At 42.6% G+C, this 15749-nt stretch carries 12 protein-coding genes; 11 read left to right on the top strand and 1 reads right to left on the bottom strand.

From position 1 onward, the window contains the following. Positions 1–206 precede the first annotated feature (206 nt). Positions 207–1475, bottom strand: coding sequence for an ABC transporter substrate-binding protein (locus tag LQZ07_RS22475; protein ID WP_152785615.1), 1269 nt, complete (start codon positions 1473–1475; stop codon positions 207–209). A 371-nt stretch (positions 1476–1846) separates the two neighbouring features. On the opposite strand from LQZ07_RS22475, the gene LQZ07_RS22470 reads away from it, so the two are divergent. The 11 genes from LQZ07_RS22470 to LQZ07_RS22420 all read left to right on the top strand — a co-directional run bounded on the left by LQZ07_RS22470 (position 1847) and on the right by LQZ07_RS22420 (position 15692). Beyond that, positions 1847–3856: a cellulase family glycosylhydrolase gene (locus LQZ07_RS22470; RefSeq protein WP_152785613.1), complete on the top strand. Its 2010-nt coding sequence runs from the start codon at positions 1847–1849 to the stop codon at positions 3854–3856. A gap of 551 nt (positions 3857–4407) precedes the next feature. Next, positions 4408–5280, top strand: coding sequence for a carbohydrate ABC transporter permease (locus LQZ07_RS22465; RefSeq protein ID WP_152785611.1), 873 nt, complete (start codon positions 4408–4410; stop codon positions 5278–5280). A gap of 2 nt (positions 5281–5282) precedes the next feature. Beyond that, on the top strand, positions 5283–6218 hold the full coding sequence (locus tag LQZ07_RS22460) for a carbohydrate ABC transporter permease (RefSeq protein WP_152785609.1): 936 nt from the start codon (positions 5283–5285) through the stop codon (positions 6216–6218). Positions 6219–6226: 8 nt separating this feature from the next. Further along, on the top strand, positions 6227–6832 hold the full coding sequence (locus LQZ07_RS22455) for a YesL family protein (protein WP_152785607.1): 606 nt from the start codon (positions 6227–6229) through the stop codon (positions 6830–6832). Between the two features lie 5 nt (positions 6833–6837). After that, positions 6838–8055 carry an AGE family epimerase/isomerase gene (locus LQZ07_RS22450; protein ID WP_152785605.1) on the top strand — a complete coding sequence of 406 codons (1218 nt, stop codon included), beginning with the start codon at positions 6838–6840 and terminating at the stop codon, positions 8053–8055. Continuing rightward, a complete protein-coding gene (locus LQZ07_RS22445; protein WP_152785603.1) occupies positions 8042–9124 on the top strand; it encodes an ABC transporter ATP-binding protein in 1083 nt (360 codons plus the stop codon). The genes LQZ07_RS22450 and LQZ07_RS22445 overlap by 14 nt, the downstream gene beginning before the upstream one ends. A 188-nt stretch (positions 9125–9312) precedes the next feature. After that, complete coding sequence (locus tag LQZ07_RS22440; protein ID WP_152785601.1) at positions 9313–10317, top strand: LacI family DNA-binding transcriptional regulator; 1005 nt, start codon at positions 9313–9315, stop codon at positions 10315–10317. A 148-nt stretch (positions 10318–10465) separates the two neighbouring features. Further along, positions 10466–11830 carry a phosphomannomutase gene (locus tag LQZ07_RS22435; RefSeq protein ID WP_152785599.1) on the top strand — a complete coding sequence of 455 codons (1365 nt, stop codon included), beginning with the start codon at positions 10466–10468 and terminating at the stop codon, positions 11828–11830. 13 nt (positions 11831–11843) lie between these two features. Further along, a complete protein-coding gene (locus tag LQZ07_RS22430) occupies positions 11844–12836 on the top strand; it encodes a glycoside hydrolase family 130 protein (RefSeq protein ID WP_152785597.1) in 993 nt (330 codons plus the stop codon). Between the two features lie 8 nt (positions 12837–12844). Beyond that, positions 12845–14014: a glycosidase gene (locus LQZ07_RS22425; protein ID WP_152785595.1), complete on the top strand. Its 1170-nt coding sequence runs from the start codon at positions 12845–12847 to the stop codon at positions 14012–14014. 388 nt (positions 14015–14402) lie between these two features. Beyond that, positions 14403–15692, top strand: coding sequence for a carbohydrate porin (locus LQZ07_RS22420; RefSeq protein WP_152785593.1), 1290 nt, complete (start codon positions 14403–14405; stop codon positions 15690–15692). The last annotated feature ends 57 nt before the right edge of the window (positions 15693–15749 follow it).

Genomic DNA, 15749 nt, shown 5'->3' with positions numbered 1-15749 from the left:
TGTTTGTAAATATTAGCTAGCTTGTTGGAAAGAGGCTTAGAAGCGAGTTTGGCAGGAGAGATGAAATTAGAAAGTGAAAGTATAGGAGTATTTGTCTCTTCAACAGCTATATGAAATCGGAATTGTTAGCAGAATTATTTTATGTTTAGTCGTTTAGTTCTTCGTTCAGTATATAAAAAAGCCACCCGTAGGTGGCTTTGTAGGTTCTACTTCATAACGCGTTTTTTAGCACGATTCCAACGGCCGTCTAACTTTTCTAGTGCTTCGTTAAAGTCAGACGCAGTCATTACATCTTGTACGTAACCGCCAGAGTAAAAGTCGATCTGAGAACGGTTAGTTACTTCAATAAAGGTAGATGAGTTAGTTGGAGTTTGAATGATTTTAGGGTTGTAGCTCATAAACTCATTAAGCTGAGGAAGTGTTGGTTTCTTCGCTTTAATTGTTGGAATGAAACCTGCTACCTCGTCAAAATCAGATTCTTCTAGAATGAACTTAATGTAAGCTTTGGCAGCTGGTTTGTTCTTAGAGTGTTTGCTTACCGCATAGCCCCAGTCGTGGTTCATTTGAGCGCGAAGCTCACCAGACTCTCCCGCAGGAATAGGCATGAAGCCAACTTTCTCGCTTGCAATACCACGATCAATTACTTGAGGAATGAACCAGTTACCTAGATAGAACATACCCGCATCACCTTCGGCAAGTAAAGACTTAGATTCTTCCCAAGAGTTGGTGATTAAGTCTTTTTCTGTCCAACCTTTATCGATCAAGGTTTTCAATAGAGATAGAGATTCATGGTAAGCGGTATCGCCAGAGAATGCTTTATCTTGAGTTAACATCTTCTCGTACACACCAGCATCGCCTTCTGCAACAATTGGGTATTTATCCCACTGCTGTAATGGCCATTGCGCACCAAAGTTCACATAGAAAGGAATCTTGTTCTGAGCGGCGATCTTTTCAGATGCTGCATATAAATCAGATAAGGTTTTAAGTGGTGTTTTTACGCCGGCTTCAGCAAGCACATCTTTGTTATAAACTAGGCCCTCTACAGAGTTACCCATTGATACGCCATACACTTTACCGTCGTTTGACCATGCATCATGGAAGTAAACTTCATCAGGACCGTACATGTCTAGCGGCTCGTAGAAATTACCATATTGCTCAGATGGAACCGAAGGCAAAATTAGTACTACATCGCCGTAGTCTCCAGTGTTCATGCGTGGGCGAACACCACCTTGGTAATCGGCAAAGCCAATAACTTTTACTGAAGTAACTCCAGGGTACATCTTTCTAAATTCTTTGGTGTAGCGGTCATATACGCCTGCTTCTACTAAGTCGGTACGGTTAGTAAAAAAGGTAATTTCGCCTTTTACTTCCAAATTGGTAAGGGGATTCCCTTCAGCAAAAGCTTGTGCACCAAATAAAACACTGCTGGCAACGGTTGATGCTAGCAGCGTTTTAGTAATGATTTTATTCTTCATTTTATAAGTCCTTTAGGTCACTGAGGTGATCATATATTGGTTATACGGAGATAACACCTTCCTAATCTCCTTGAATAAACCATAACGTTACGATTTATGCTTTTCAATCCGCTAATAATCATATCGTTAAGATACGTGAGGGTGATCACTCTCTGTTTTATAATTGTGTTAACTAGGTTCTCCATTTATTGCTTTGTGTATGGTTTCTTCGCCCGTGCATAACAATATTGTGATAGTGCTCTCATTTATAGTATGAATTTCAATTCAAATCGATAAGTTCGTCCTATTCATTAAATCGAAACGTTATCATTTGTGGCGAATGGTGAAACAATGTGTACGTCTGTTAGATGTGATTTGATAAGGATTTGATAATGAAGAAAACATTAATCTGGTTAGGCACGGTTGGCCTAGGTACTGCAATTTTAGCTGGGTGTGGAAGTACCACCGGAGGAGCGGATGCCCCAGTTATCGCAGCTGAACCAATTACTGATTTTGTAAGTCAATCCGGAGAACAACTGCTATTAAATGGCGAAGCTTTTCGGTTTTCGGGCACCAACAACTACTACATGCATTATGGTGATAACAAGGCTATTACCACAGTATTAGATGATGCTCAAAAGATGGGCCTCAATGTAATTCGTGTTTGGGGGTTCATGGATGGCATAAGCCATGGCCATACTATGCAGCCAGAGATGGGAGTGTATAGCTCGGCTGAAGCGAAAAGTGGCTTAGAGCGATTAGATTTCACCATTGCCGAAGCAAATAAGCGAGGCATACGTTTAGTTATTGCATTAACCAACAACTGGGGCGACTTTGGTGGTATGCCACAGTATGTAAATTGGATTGGTGGAGACCACCATGATGACTTTTATCGCGAAGCTGAGGCACGCGAGGCTTATAAAAACTATGTAGCACATGTATTAAGTCATACTAACAAATATACCGGCGTGGCTTACGTCGAAGACCCAACTATTATGACATGGGAACTGGCTAATGAGCCGCGCGCCCAGTCTGATACGAGTGGTGAGCTGCTTTACGCTTGGGCGAAAGAAATGAGCGATTACGTCCGTGAGCTAGCTCCTAAGCAGCTAATTGCTTTAGGCAGTGAAGGCTTCTTTACAAGACCTGGAGAAGAGGACTGGGCGTATAACGGCAACGAGGGGGTAGATTGGGAGCGTATCCTAACTCTCTCAAATATTAACTATGGTACTTTCCACTTATACCCCGAACATTGGGGAAAGCATAACGCCGAGCAGTGGGGGACGCAGTGGATTCTTGATCACATTGATGCTGGTAAAGTTGCTAATAAACCTGTGGTTTTAGAGGAGTACGGGATTGGTGCAGCAGAACCATTTAACCGAGACTTTATCTACGACAAATGGACTCGCACCGCTTATGAAAATGGCGCGGCAGGAACGATGTTCTGGATTTTAACCAGCTACGATAAGAATGCTAGCGACAAGCTGTATCCAGATTACGACGGCTTCCGAGTGCTTGCCGATGGCGGAAGAACCAATCAAGTTCTTACCCGTCATACTAAGCAAATGTTAGGGCAACCAGTAGAGCTAAAAGACTCGGTTTACTTTACTTATCCTGTTGATAATTTGTCGGTAACTGACCAGACAGTAACGGTTCAAAGTTATGTAATGAGTTATAAAGAGCAGCCTACCGAGTTACTGCTACGCACCCCAGCGGGTAACTACCCAATGGAAGACAATGACAAAGATAGCTACTACAGTGCAGAGATCAAAGTTGAAGATATAGGCTTTGGTGAGCAACAATTAATTACCGTAGCCACAATGGAAAGCGGCAAACGTATTACCGATAAAATTACAGTTAAGTTTGACCGTCCTATAACAGGTTATAAAACGGGTCCTAGCTTCGACTTCTCTAGTGGTGATTTATTAGGTTGGCAAAAAGAAGGAACTTGGCAAGCCAAGTGGAAGAATCCTGCTTTAGAAGTAAGCTCTGATTTGGGCTCGCCAATGCTTAAGTTAAACCTTGTTTGGTCGGGCAAAAATGATTGGGAAGAGCTTAAGTTGCGCAATATGCGAATTAAGAACTTCCAACAGCAAAACCGTTTCTCTTATGATTTATACATCCCAGTAAATGATGGGGATAAAGGTGGTGTTCGACCTTACGCTGCCCTAGGAGACGGCTGGGTTAAGTTGGGTGTAGATAAATACCGCAAACAGGTTTCTGAGTTAGAAAAAGTAACCAAGAACGGTAAGCAATACTATAAGCAAGAAGTGGTGATTGAGCTTGGTGATATATCGGGTAAAGCGCCAGACATTTTCATTGCAGTTGTTGGAGATAAGTTGCCAATGGATGGTTCGGTGTATCTCGACAATATCCGGTTTGAGGAAGCAACATACGACTAGTGGCATAGTCATCTGGATTAGGCGTAAGCCGCTATCTAAAACCGAGCCGATTGGCTCGGTTTTAATCGTTTAGGTAGCTTTGGACGTTGTTTTAGACTGTTGATGGTTCTGTTTTAGTCTCCGCGTCATTCTAAGCTATATAGGGATTGGGTCATTAGATCTTTGGTTATAGTAACGTTGCTATTTTTGTCTTTTTTTAATCCATTTTGTACAAGAAGTGGTGCGTTACCATTTTGTGAAAAAACTGTTCATGTTCAATTACATCTTTTTCTACCAGTATCTACGCGGTCTAGCTTAGAGTGATCGTTTTCACACTTCGATATTCCAGACTTCATTTTATCTTGTGAATATCAAATCGTAACGTTACCATTATTTCGGTTGGTAGCATGATGGTTATCTTTTAAACCTAGGGCATTTTAGTTTTACGTCACTATTGGTTAGAGGGTATCCCTGATTTTTGCCTAACCTAAGAAGGCTAGTCTTTTTTAGCCAAGGAAATTGTTCTTAATTGAAGTAAGTCTCGAGTTATGTCGGGCAGCATCGGAGAAACCATGTTTAACCTTACTCTTAAGCAGCAGCAGCGAATAATCATCGTAGCTTTTTTAGCTATACCGTTAGGGTTGTTGTTTACCTTTTCATACTATCCCGCGAGTCAGTTGTTCTACATGAGCGTGACCGATTGGGATGGATACGCGCCCGTTAAAAACTTGGTTGGCTTAGACAACTATCAATATATGGTTGAAGAGCCGGATATCTTGGGACCTTTACTAAACACTTTGTACTATTTTGTTGGTGCGGTGATTCAGCTGGTGTTGTCTTTGTGGTTTGCTGTTTTAGTTAATACAAAACTCGCAGGCCGAAACTTCTTTAAAACGCTGCTATTTATCCCCTTTGTTTTAAATGCCGTTGCTGCGTCGATGGTGTTTCAAATTTTTTATCAAGTGGATGGCGCATTCGATAACTTCTTAGCTGCTTTAGGTTTAGACGCTTGGATCATGCCCTGGTTGATGGACAGCGATGTTGTGAATTGGTCATTGGTTGGCGCTTCAGTGTGGCGTTACCTTGGTTTTAATTTAATCCTGTTTTTTGGTGTGTTGCAGTCTATTCCTCAAGACCAATACGAAGCGGCTAAAATCGAAGGCGCGGGTGAATGGGATCAGTTCCGCTACATAACTTTACCTTCTATTAAGTTAATTATCGGCCTTCAGGTATTACTCGCTTTTGTTGGTTCGCTATCTGTGTTTGAAATTCCAATGATCATCACCAAAGGCGCAAATGGTACTAAAACCTTTGTAATGGCAACTTTAGAAACAGCATTTAACTTCAACGACTTTGGTTTGGCGTCAGCAATGGCAGTATTCCTATTGTTGATAGTGGTGTTGTTTATGATTCTTCAAAAAGTATTGTTCGGAGATAAGGCATAATTATGAGTAGTCAGCAAGTTTCCTCTATGGCTCCCTCGGCCTCTTTACCTGCTCAGGTTAGAACTGAGGACGAGATAAAAAAAGCTCGCTTTATCGGTAAGTTGAAGCAGCCTCGCTGGGTATTCTGGACACTGTTTAAGTACATGACCTTAATACTGGCTTCTGTGGCTGTATTAGTGCCGCCGTTCGCTGTGCTATTGGCGTCATTTAAAACCTCAAAAGAGTATTACACCACCAGTAAAGTTGCGTTGCCTGAAAGCTTCATGAACTTTGATAACTACATCAAAGTGTTCGCTGACGGAGACTTAGGGTTGGCGTTTACTAACACCGGTACCATCTTAATTATTTCTCTGTTCTTTACGGTCGTTTTTGGTACCCAAGTTGCGTATGTATTATCGCGATTCAACTTTAAAGGCAAAAAGTTAGTGCTTCTTGCTTATGTTATTGCAATGGTGGTGCCCGCGGTAACTACCCAGGTTGCTACATTTGAGGTAATTAAAGCGCTTAATTTAATCAACCATAAAGGCTCGGTAATCATGTTATACATCGGCGCCGATGTGGTCATGATTTACATCTTTTTGCAGTTTATGAAAGGTATCCCTGTTGAGTTGGATGAGGCTGCCAAAATTGAGGGTGCATCTTATTTCCTTATCTACTGGAAGATAGTTCTACCATTGTTAAAGCCCGCTATTGCTACGGTAATTATTCTGCGAACCATTTTCATTTATAACGACTTTTACTTTCCATTGCTTTATTTGCCAGAGAAGTCTCAAGTGACTGTATCTACAGCCTTATATAAGTTTACTTCGGTATTTGGCACCGAGTGGACCACTATTTCAGCTGGCATCATTATTATTTTGATTCCTTCTATCGTCGTGTTCCTTCTGCTGCAGAAGCAAATTTACGCTGGTGTAACAAACGGCGCAGTAAAAGGGTAATTGTAATTATGAGTCAAGCATCCCCACTAATAACTTTTTGCAACTGGTTCAGCCAACTGGTTGTGATGAATTTGTGTTGGATGCTGATGGTTGTATTGGGAGCTGGAGTGTTTGGTGTGATCCCTGCAACCAGCACCTTGTTGTTAATGCTCCGTCGTTACATGAATAAGGACAACAAAACCGGTTTTATTGATTTTTTTGGGGAATGGCGCAAAGAGCTAGTGGTTAGCAACATAGTTGGTTTACCCGTTGTGTTGATAATGTTTTCTCTAGGTTGGTATTTAAATTGGGCACTAGGCAGTGATATCGAATTATTGCAGCTGCTTAGTTTAGCTATCTTACCGTTGCTGGCATTTTTGCTGATGTTATTAAGTGCGTCAATTCTTCAAGGAAGCATATATCGAGCATCAGCAAAACAAAGATTGTCGCTAGCGCTGAGCCTATTGCGCAGCCATCCAGGCTTGCCATTTACGCTACTTTTAGTGAGTGCGTTGTGTGTTTTAGTGGGCCTGTTGTCGCCCATTGTGTTTTTGTTGTTTGGCTTAACGCCAGCCGCCTTATTGGTAATGGCATGGTATATCCACAAATTTCCTGATTTAAAAAAAAGTAAATAAAAAATATGAAACTACAAGACTTTAAGCAAGAAATGGCGCACGAGGTAGATAATAATATCTTGAGCTTTTGGCTTGAAATGATAGACAAAGAAAATGGTGGTTTTCACTGTTTTGCTGATTTCAACGGAACTGTTGATAAAGAGCATGACAAAGCCGTGTTGTTGCATTCTCGCATACTATGGAGTTTTTCTGCTGCCCATCGAATTCTTCCAAATGATAAGTATTTAGCAGCCGCTAAACATGCCTATTTGTTCATAAAAGAACAAGCTTTAGATCGCGAAAACGGCGGAGTTTACTGGATGCTTGATAGCAAAGGTAAGGTGAAAGATCCGCAAAAGCATATCTACAATCAAGGCTTTGCTATTTATGCTCTAACTGAATACTTTCGCATAAGCAAAGATCTAGAGGCGCTTGATATTGCCAAAGGCTTATTTGAGCTTATTGAGTCAAACGCATATGACAAGGTCAATGGTGGTTATATTGAAGCGTTTGACCAACATTGGCAGCCCATAGAAAACCACCTTGTATGTGATACCTCAGAAGAAGTTCTCGCTGAGAAATCGATGAACACCCACCTTCATATATTGGAAGCTTACGCAAATCTGCATCGAGTATGGCCCGATGAACTGGTTGAGCAACGCCTTAGCGAGTTACTAGTGTTGTTTCGCGACACCATTGTTGATGAAGATTTACACTTCGGGCTGTTTTTTAGTCGTGAGTGGCAGTGTGTATCTAAAGATGTGTCTTACGGGCATGACATTGAAGGAACGTGGTTATTAGACGACGCTGCCGCATGTATCAGCGATAAGCAACTCTCGGCGAGTATTTATGCGCTAACTACTAAAATGGCCGACGTGACCCTGCAGCAAGGTAGAGACGCTGATGGTGCTATTTTTAATGAGCTACAACACGGGAAAATGTTAGACAGTGACCGTATTTGGTGGGTTCAAGCGGAAGCCATGGTGGGCTTTTATAACGCCTTTCAAAAAGACTTTGATCCTAGATATTGGGCGGTCGCCCAAGACTGCTGGAAGATCATCAAAAACCAAATTGTAGATACAGAAAATGGAGAATGGCATTGGAAGACTGATCGCCAGGGTAACCCTTATACCGGCGAAGCAAAAGTTGAACCATGGAAATGCCCTTATCACAATGGCCGTGCGTGCCTAGAAATTTATTCAAGAATCACCAGTTATGAGGAAAATAGCTATGCATGCTGTTGAAGTTAAAGCGTTAAATAAAACCTACGGTAAAAATGTAATTATCGACGGTATTGACCTAGAGATGGAAGCCGGCGGGTTTACTGTTCTGCTTGGCCCGTCGGGTTGTGGTAAGTCAACCTTATTGCGCCTAGTTGCAGGCCTAGAAGATGTAACTGCAGGCGGCGTTTTTATCGGGGATAAAGACGTCACTTTAGAAGACCCGAAAAACCGCGATATAGCTATGGTGTTTCAATCTTATGCGCTCTTCCCGCATATGACTGTTTCGGAAAATATTGGCTTTGGCATGTTAATCAACAAAAAACCAAAGGCAGAAATAGAGAAGCGTGTTAAAGAAGTTGCTCAGCTGTTACAGATTGAACCTTTATTAGATCGTACTCCGGCTCAATTGTCCGGGGGGCAACGTCAAAGGGTCGCAATTGGTCGCGCATTAATGCGTAATCCTAAAGTTTTTTTATTTGATGAGCCACTAAGTAACTTGGACGCGAAACTGCGTGGTGAGATGCGCTTAGAACTTAAAAACTTGCACGCTAAGTTAAACGCTACCATTTTGTACGTAACTCATGACCAAATCGAGGCGATGACTTTAGCTACCAAGATTGTGTTGTTAAATAAAGGAGAGATCCAACAAATTGGTACTCCTTATGAAATTTACAACCAGCCTAGCAATGTATTCGTCGCGAAATTTGTTGGTTCTCCTCAAATTAACTTATTAAAAGGTGAGTTAATGGGAGGCGAAGGTGACTGGAGTGTATTAGTTAATGATATCCAGATCCCTATTCCAAGCTATGAGTTTACTAAACAGCCCAAAAAGGGCATGCAGGTGTTGCTAGGTATTAGACCAGAGCATATTACCCAATCGCCGCTTAATAGTGCTTTCGAAACTGAGCTAACTGTATCAGCGTTTGAAATGACAGGCTCTGAAACCTTAGCTGAGTTCGATATGCACGGTCAGCCAGTGAGAGCCAAGTTAGACGCAAATATTCAAATTAAGAATGGTGATAGCTTTGGTCTGCACTTTAATCTGCAAAATATTTCGTTATTTAATGCAGAAACAGAGACCAGATTGTAATAATCATTCCTTATGGAAAGTTTGTTTTTCGGTTAATCGAGCAAGTATTAACCGAAAACTTTGACATGATTCGTAACTTTTGCATTTATAGGTGAGTATTCTATCCATACCCTTGTTACTAAAGGGGGGGTGTGAGACCATTTTGGCTGAAATCGTTACGAATTTATGTAGAGGAAGTGAAGGTAATCATGGCAAAGGCAACGTTAAAAACTATTGCAGAATATACGGGTTTGTCTGTCACTACAGTGTCAAGGGCATTGAAAGACGGTGATGATGTAAAGCAACCCACCAAAGAAATAGTTAAGGCAGCCGCTAAAAAGCTTGGTTATCGACCCAATCCGTCTGGTGTTGGCCTACGCACTGGCATTAACTACAATATTTGTGCGATTTTGCCTGTAACCAAGCCTGGCGATATTGTGGGCGACGTAGGCTCACTTGCATTGATTGAAGGTTTCACCGCTGCACTTAAGGGAACGCCTTACCATCTAACTGTATTGCCAATGGCTCCGGATGAAGACCCTATGGAGCCAGTTAGGTATGCATTCGAAAATAACCTCTGTGGTGGCATGATCTTCAACTTGACCAAAACTCAAGATGAGCGGGTAGCTTATCTGCATGACAACGAGATCCCGTTTGTCACTTTTGGCCAAACTGAAATGAGTATTGAGCACCCATATGTCGATATCGACAACCACGATATGGCTTATAGAGCGGCCAGGCAGCTTTACGAGCAAGGGCGCAAAAATATTCGTCTGTTAAGTTCTTCTCATGATTATACCTACGCATGGCATAAGTACTATGGTGCGCGTCGAGCCGCTAGAGAGTTTGGTTACGATTTTGAAATTGAAAAAAACATCATTTTCGATTCGGACGTTGATGACTATCGCAAGCTTGGCAACAAGCTTATGTCGGGCGAACAAGCTCCTGATGGCTTAATTTGTGGTTCTGAAATAAGTGCCTGTGGTTTGTTGGCTGGGATCCAAGATACAGGCAAGACTATTGGTGACGATATTGATGTGGTGTTGGTAGAGACCTGTGACCTACCAAGCTTTTTTATGCCGCCAATCTCAGGCTACAGACAAGACTTTCACCAAGTGGGCCGAAAGTTGATTCAACACTTGCTGCGCCGAATTAACGGCGAACCGGTTAAGCATCTGCAAACCTTACAAAAAACGGTTTATTATCAACGCTAAACGGTAAAATGAACTGATTCGCGTGACTTGGCGTTTTAAACGAAAACGAGTTACAAGTCACATTCCCTAGTTTTTAGCTTACATTCTCTTGAATTAAGCTTTTCATATCGTAAAATGGTAACGTTACGATTTTGGAGTGAATAAGACCATGCATAATACATCTGCTTTTAAAGCTTACGACATTCGAGGTAAGTTACCTGAGCAACTAAATAACGATTTGTCTTATCGAATAGGCAGGGCGTATGCGGATTTTCTTAAACCTAAAAAAGTTGCTGTAGGCTACGACATTCGCCTTAGTAGCCCAGAGTTGGCCGAGTCAGTTATCAAAGGCTTAAACGATAGTGGTGTAGAGGTTTTGGAGTTAGGTTTAGTTGGCACTGAAGAGGTATATTTTGCCACCGACCATCTAAACCTAGACGGCGGAATAATGGTTACAGCTAGCCATAACCCTAAAGATTACAACGGCATGAAGCTGGTAAAGGAATCTGCTAAGCCGATTAGCGGAGATAGCGGCCTCAATGAAATTAAAGCCTTAGTCGAAAGTGCTAATTATTCTGCCCCTGTAGAGTCTATTTTTGCTGGGAAATCGAAACGTTACGACATTTCTGAAGAATATACTCAACACCTACTAAGCTTCATTGAAGCTGCTAAATTAAAGCCGCTTAAAGTTGTTGTTAATGCTGGCAATGGTGCGGCGGGCCATATGCTTGACAACTTAGAAGAGCATCTTCCGTTTGAGTTTATCAAAGTAAATCACCAACCTGATGGCAATTTCCCAAATGGAATCCCTAATCCATTATTGCCGGAAAATCGTGAAGACACTCGCAAGGCGGTGGTAGCGCACAAGGCAGATTTTGGTGTCGCGTGGGACGGAGATGTAGATCGTTGTTTCCTGTTCGACGAAAACGGCGACTTTATTGAGGGGTATTACATTGTTGGTTTGTTGGCCAAAGCATTTTTAGCTAAACAGCCTGGTTCTAAGATCATTCATGACCCGCGTTTAACTTGGAACACCATTGATATCGTGAACGCAGAAAAGGGTGAGGCAATACAAAGCAAAACCGGTCACGCCTTTATCAAAGAACGGATGCGAGCCGAAGACGCAGTATATGGTGGCGAAATGAGTGCGCACCATTACTTTCGTGATTTCGCTTATTGCGACAGTGGCATGTTGCCATGGTTGTTGATCGCAGAGCTGGTATCAAATGGAGTGCAATCTTTATCGCAATACGTAAAAGAGCAACAAGCCAACTTCCCTATTTCTGGGGAAATCAACAGCACCTTAGGATATGCAAAAGCTGCGGTTGACGCTGTACTGGAAGCATTCAAAGAAGAAGCCCTAGTTGTAGACAAAACCGATGGCATCAGTCTTGAGTTCGAACAGTGGCGTTTCAACTTGCGAAGTTCTAACACCGAGCCGGTGGTGAGGCTGAATGTGGAGTCGCGTGGCGACCAAGAGTTGATGAAACAAAAAACACAACAAATTTTGACTATTTTACAAAAATTTAAATAAGCTGGAGTAAGCAATGACTGTAAAAATTTTGGGAGCATCCCTACCAAATATTCCTTGGGAAGATCGCCCGGCAGATTGCCAAGATGTAATGTGGCGCCATAGCAAAAACCCGATTATTGGTTGGAATCCGTTTCCAGCTGCAGCCCGTGTTTATAACAGTGCTGTAGTACCGTTCAACGATGGTTTTATTGGTGTATTCCGCTCAGACTACAAAAACGGTCGCCCACACTTGCATGTTGGTTACAGCCAAGACGCTTTAAGCTGGGAATTTGAAGAGGAGGCTATTCAGTGGGTAGATGCTGAAGGTAAACCTTTCCAGCCAAGTTATGCTTATGACCCTCGCGTAGTTAAGCTAGATGATACCTATTATGTTACCTGGTGTACTGATGACCACGGTGCAACCTTAGGTATGGGCATGACTAAGGACTTTAAAACCTTTACTCGTCTAGAGAATGCTTGCGTGCCGTTTAACCGTAATGGTGTGTTGTTCCCACGTAAAATTAACGACCAATATGTTTTGCTTAACCGCCCCTCAGACAGCGGTCACACACCGTTTGGTGATGTGTTCTTAAGCCACAGTAACGACATGGAGTACTGGGGTAAGCACCGCCATGTAATGGGTAAAGGCGGAGAAGGTTGGTGGCAAGGTACTAAAATTGGTGCCGGTCCAATTCCGATTGAGACTAGTGAAGGTTGGTTGATGATTTATCACGGTGTGTCAGGTACTTGTAATGGCTTTGTTTACAGTATTGGTGCTGCCATTTTAGATATCGATGAGCCTTGGAAAGTTAAGTACCGTACTCGTGATTACTTGTTAACTCCAGAAAAAGAGTATGAAACAGCTGGTTTTGTGCCAAACGTTGCCTTCCCTTGTGCTGCTTTAGCAGATGCAGATACTGGCCGTATTGCAGTTTACTACGGTGCAGCAGATACCTATTCAGCTGTTGCTTATACCCAAGTTGATGAATTGGTTGAGTACATCAAGAACAATTCTGAAGTTTTCTAGAGGTTAATATGTCGGTATTTCAACAACGATTAACAATGCTGCAGGCAGAGCACCAGCACTTACACGCTAAAGTAAATCAAGCAGAATTGCCTGGGAATGGGGTATTTTTACGCTACAAAGATCCTGTTTTGACAGCCGCGCATGCACCGTTAACTTGGCGCTATGACTTAAATGCTGAGACCAATCCTTATTTAATGGAACGCCTTGGAATTAATGCAGTGCTTAATCCTGGTGCAATTGAATTAGATGGCAAGTTTTACATGGTTGCCCGCGTTGAGGGCCATGACCGTAAGTCATTCTTCGCAGTGGCCGAAAGCAGCAATGGTATTGATGGTTTTACCTTTTGGGATAAGCCCTGTGAGATTGGCGAAACTGATGTACCTGATACCAATGTGTACGACATGCGTTTAACGCGTCATGAAGATGGTTGGATTTATGGCTTGTTCTGTACAGAACGTAAAGACCCAGAAGCTGCTCCTGGAGACGAGTCGTCTGCAGTAGCGCAGTGTGGCATCGTTCGAACAAAAGACTTAAAAACTTGGGAACGTCTTGCTGACCTAAAAACTAACTCTGCACAGCAACGAAACGTAGTTCTACACCCAGAGTTTATTAATGGCAAGTATGCTCTTTACACTCGCCCTCAAGACAGCTTTATTGAAGCTGGCAAAGGCGGTGGTATTGGGATGGCGTTTGCTGACTCAATGACTGAATGTGTAGTAGACATTGAGCATGTGATTGAGCCAAAAACCTATCACACGATCAAAGAGTCTAAAAACGGTCAAGGGCCTGCACCGATGAAAACCGATAAGGGTTGGTTACATATTGGTCACGGTGTTCGTAATACAGCAGCCGGTTTGCGTTATGTATTGTATTGCTTTATGACCGACCTTAATGACCCGATGAAAGTAACTCATCGACCAAGTGGCTACTTCTTAGCTCCGGAAGGAGAAGAGAGAGTGGGCGACGTTTCTAACGTCGTGTTCTGCAACGGCATGGTAGCGCGCGAGAATGGCGAAGTGTATATCTATTACGCTTCTTCAGATACTCGTTGCCATGTACTTACTACTAGCATTGACCAGCTAGTAGATTATGTGACCAACACGCCAGAAGATCCGTTAACCTCTGCTGGTTGTGTTAAGCAACGAATTGCCTTGATTGATCGCAATTTAGCGCTTTAGTAAGTTCCTTTGTATCTAACAAAGCGGCCACTGGCCGCTTTTTTCGTATCGATACCATAGACGCTTCAATCCTCATGAAATAATCGTAATTAAAGTCATTACTGTTATAAATGATGTGATCTGTATCTCATTCGTAACGTTGCGTTGTGTTTTGTTTTTGTCGTGCTTATTTCTATTTTGTTTTTACTTTACAAGTGGTTAGGTGGGTTCCTTATGGTGTTTTTGTTTTTGTGATATTTTTATTGAATGAAAAATGTGATCAGAGATCGTAACGTTGCCATTTTTTGTTGTTATTATGGTTTTGCCTTTTTCAATAGGTCCGCTGCGCAGTACTAATAGGGAACATAGCAGCGGGTTGAATTTTTCCTTAACGATAAGATGGAACGATATGAAAAGATCAATTCTAAACAAAAGCATATTCCTCGCATTAGCTTGCGCAGCTGGTTCTGCTTCTGCTGTAAGCACCGACTTTGGCATGCATGGCTACATTAAAAGTGGCTTGTTAATTAACTCTGACGGCACCCGCGCAGAGCGTATCGGACTTTGGAGCGATACTGCGAAATTCCGTTTAGGTAACGAACACAATACCAAAATTGAGTTACTGCCTACTGTTACTATGACAACAGACGACGGTGTAATTGCCCGCGTTCGCGCTAACTTAACCCACGAAACAACCTGTACTGCAGATTGGAACTGTGTTGATAGCGACGGCCATGAAATACAATTCCGCGAAGGTTTTGTAGAGCTTGAAAACGTTGCCTTTGCACCAGGTGTTGTTTGGTGGGCTGGTAAGCGTTACAGCTCAAGCAATGCTTCAAACCACCAATATGACTGGGAGTACATCCAATACAACGGTACTGGCGGTGGTGCAGATAAAATCGACCTAGGTTTTGCTCGCTTAGATGTAGGTGTATACGCGTTTATGCCTAGCGACCGTAACTCTGAAGATCCAGTAGATGGAACGGTTCAGGGATATTCTGACGATTTCTCACTAAATGTTTGGCTTAAGGACATTGGTGGCATTGGCTTAGATTTACAAGCTGTTGGCCACACAATGGAGCAACACCCTTGGCATTCAAACGCAGCAGAAGATGGCTTAGGTCTTACTGCCATTTATAACTTCAATGGTTTCTACAATTTTGCTAACGGTTACTCACGTGCAGTACTTCAATATGGTGAAGGTTTAGCTGCTGGCGATTCACTAGGTAAAAATGGTTGGGGCTTTGCTAACAGCAAAGGCACCAAATCATGGCGTGGTGTGCTAGATGGCCTAGCAAGCTTTGGTAACTGGGATGTATCAACTTTTGCTTTCTACCAGCAAGACAAAGACTACAAACCTTGGAGCAACGTTGTTGAGGGCGAAGGTGACGACGTAAATCGTTGGGCTGTAGGTGTGCGTCCATTCCACCAAATCGCACAAAACTTCGCGATGCAATACGAAGTAGGTTACGAGTACTTCGACAACACAACCACAGACCAAAAAGGTGGATTAGTTAAGGCGACCATCGCGCCAACTATCACCTTCGAATCTGGCTTCTGGAGCCGTCCACAAATCCGTACTTTCGTAACTTACGCTAAGTGGGATGACGAAGTAGGTGATCGCATTGGTTCTAGCTATACACGCGATGGCCAAACTGACACTTGGAACTTTGGTGTGCAGGGTGAAGTTTGGTTCTAAGCCAGCAAACTCCTAATACCTAATAAAAATAATGGGGAGCCCATGAGCTCCCCTTTG

The organism is Agarivorans sp. B2Z047 (genome assembly GCF_023373605.1).
GTDB lineage: Bacteria > Pseudomonadota > Gammaproteobacteria > Enterobacterales > Celerinatantimonadaceae > Agarivorans > Agarivorans albus.
Note: the sequence above shows the minus strand (reverse complement) of the source record. Positions and strands in the feature narration are given on the sequence as shown.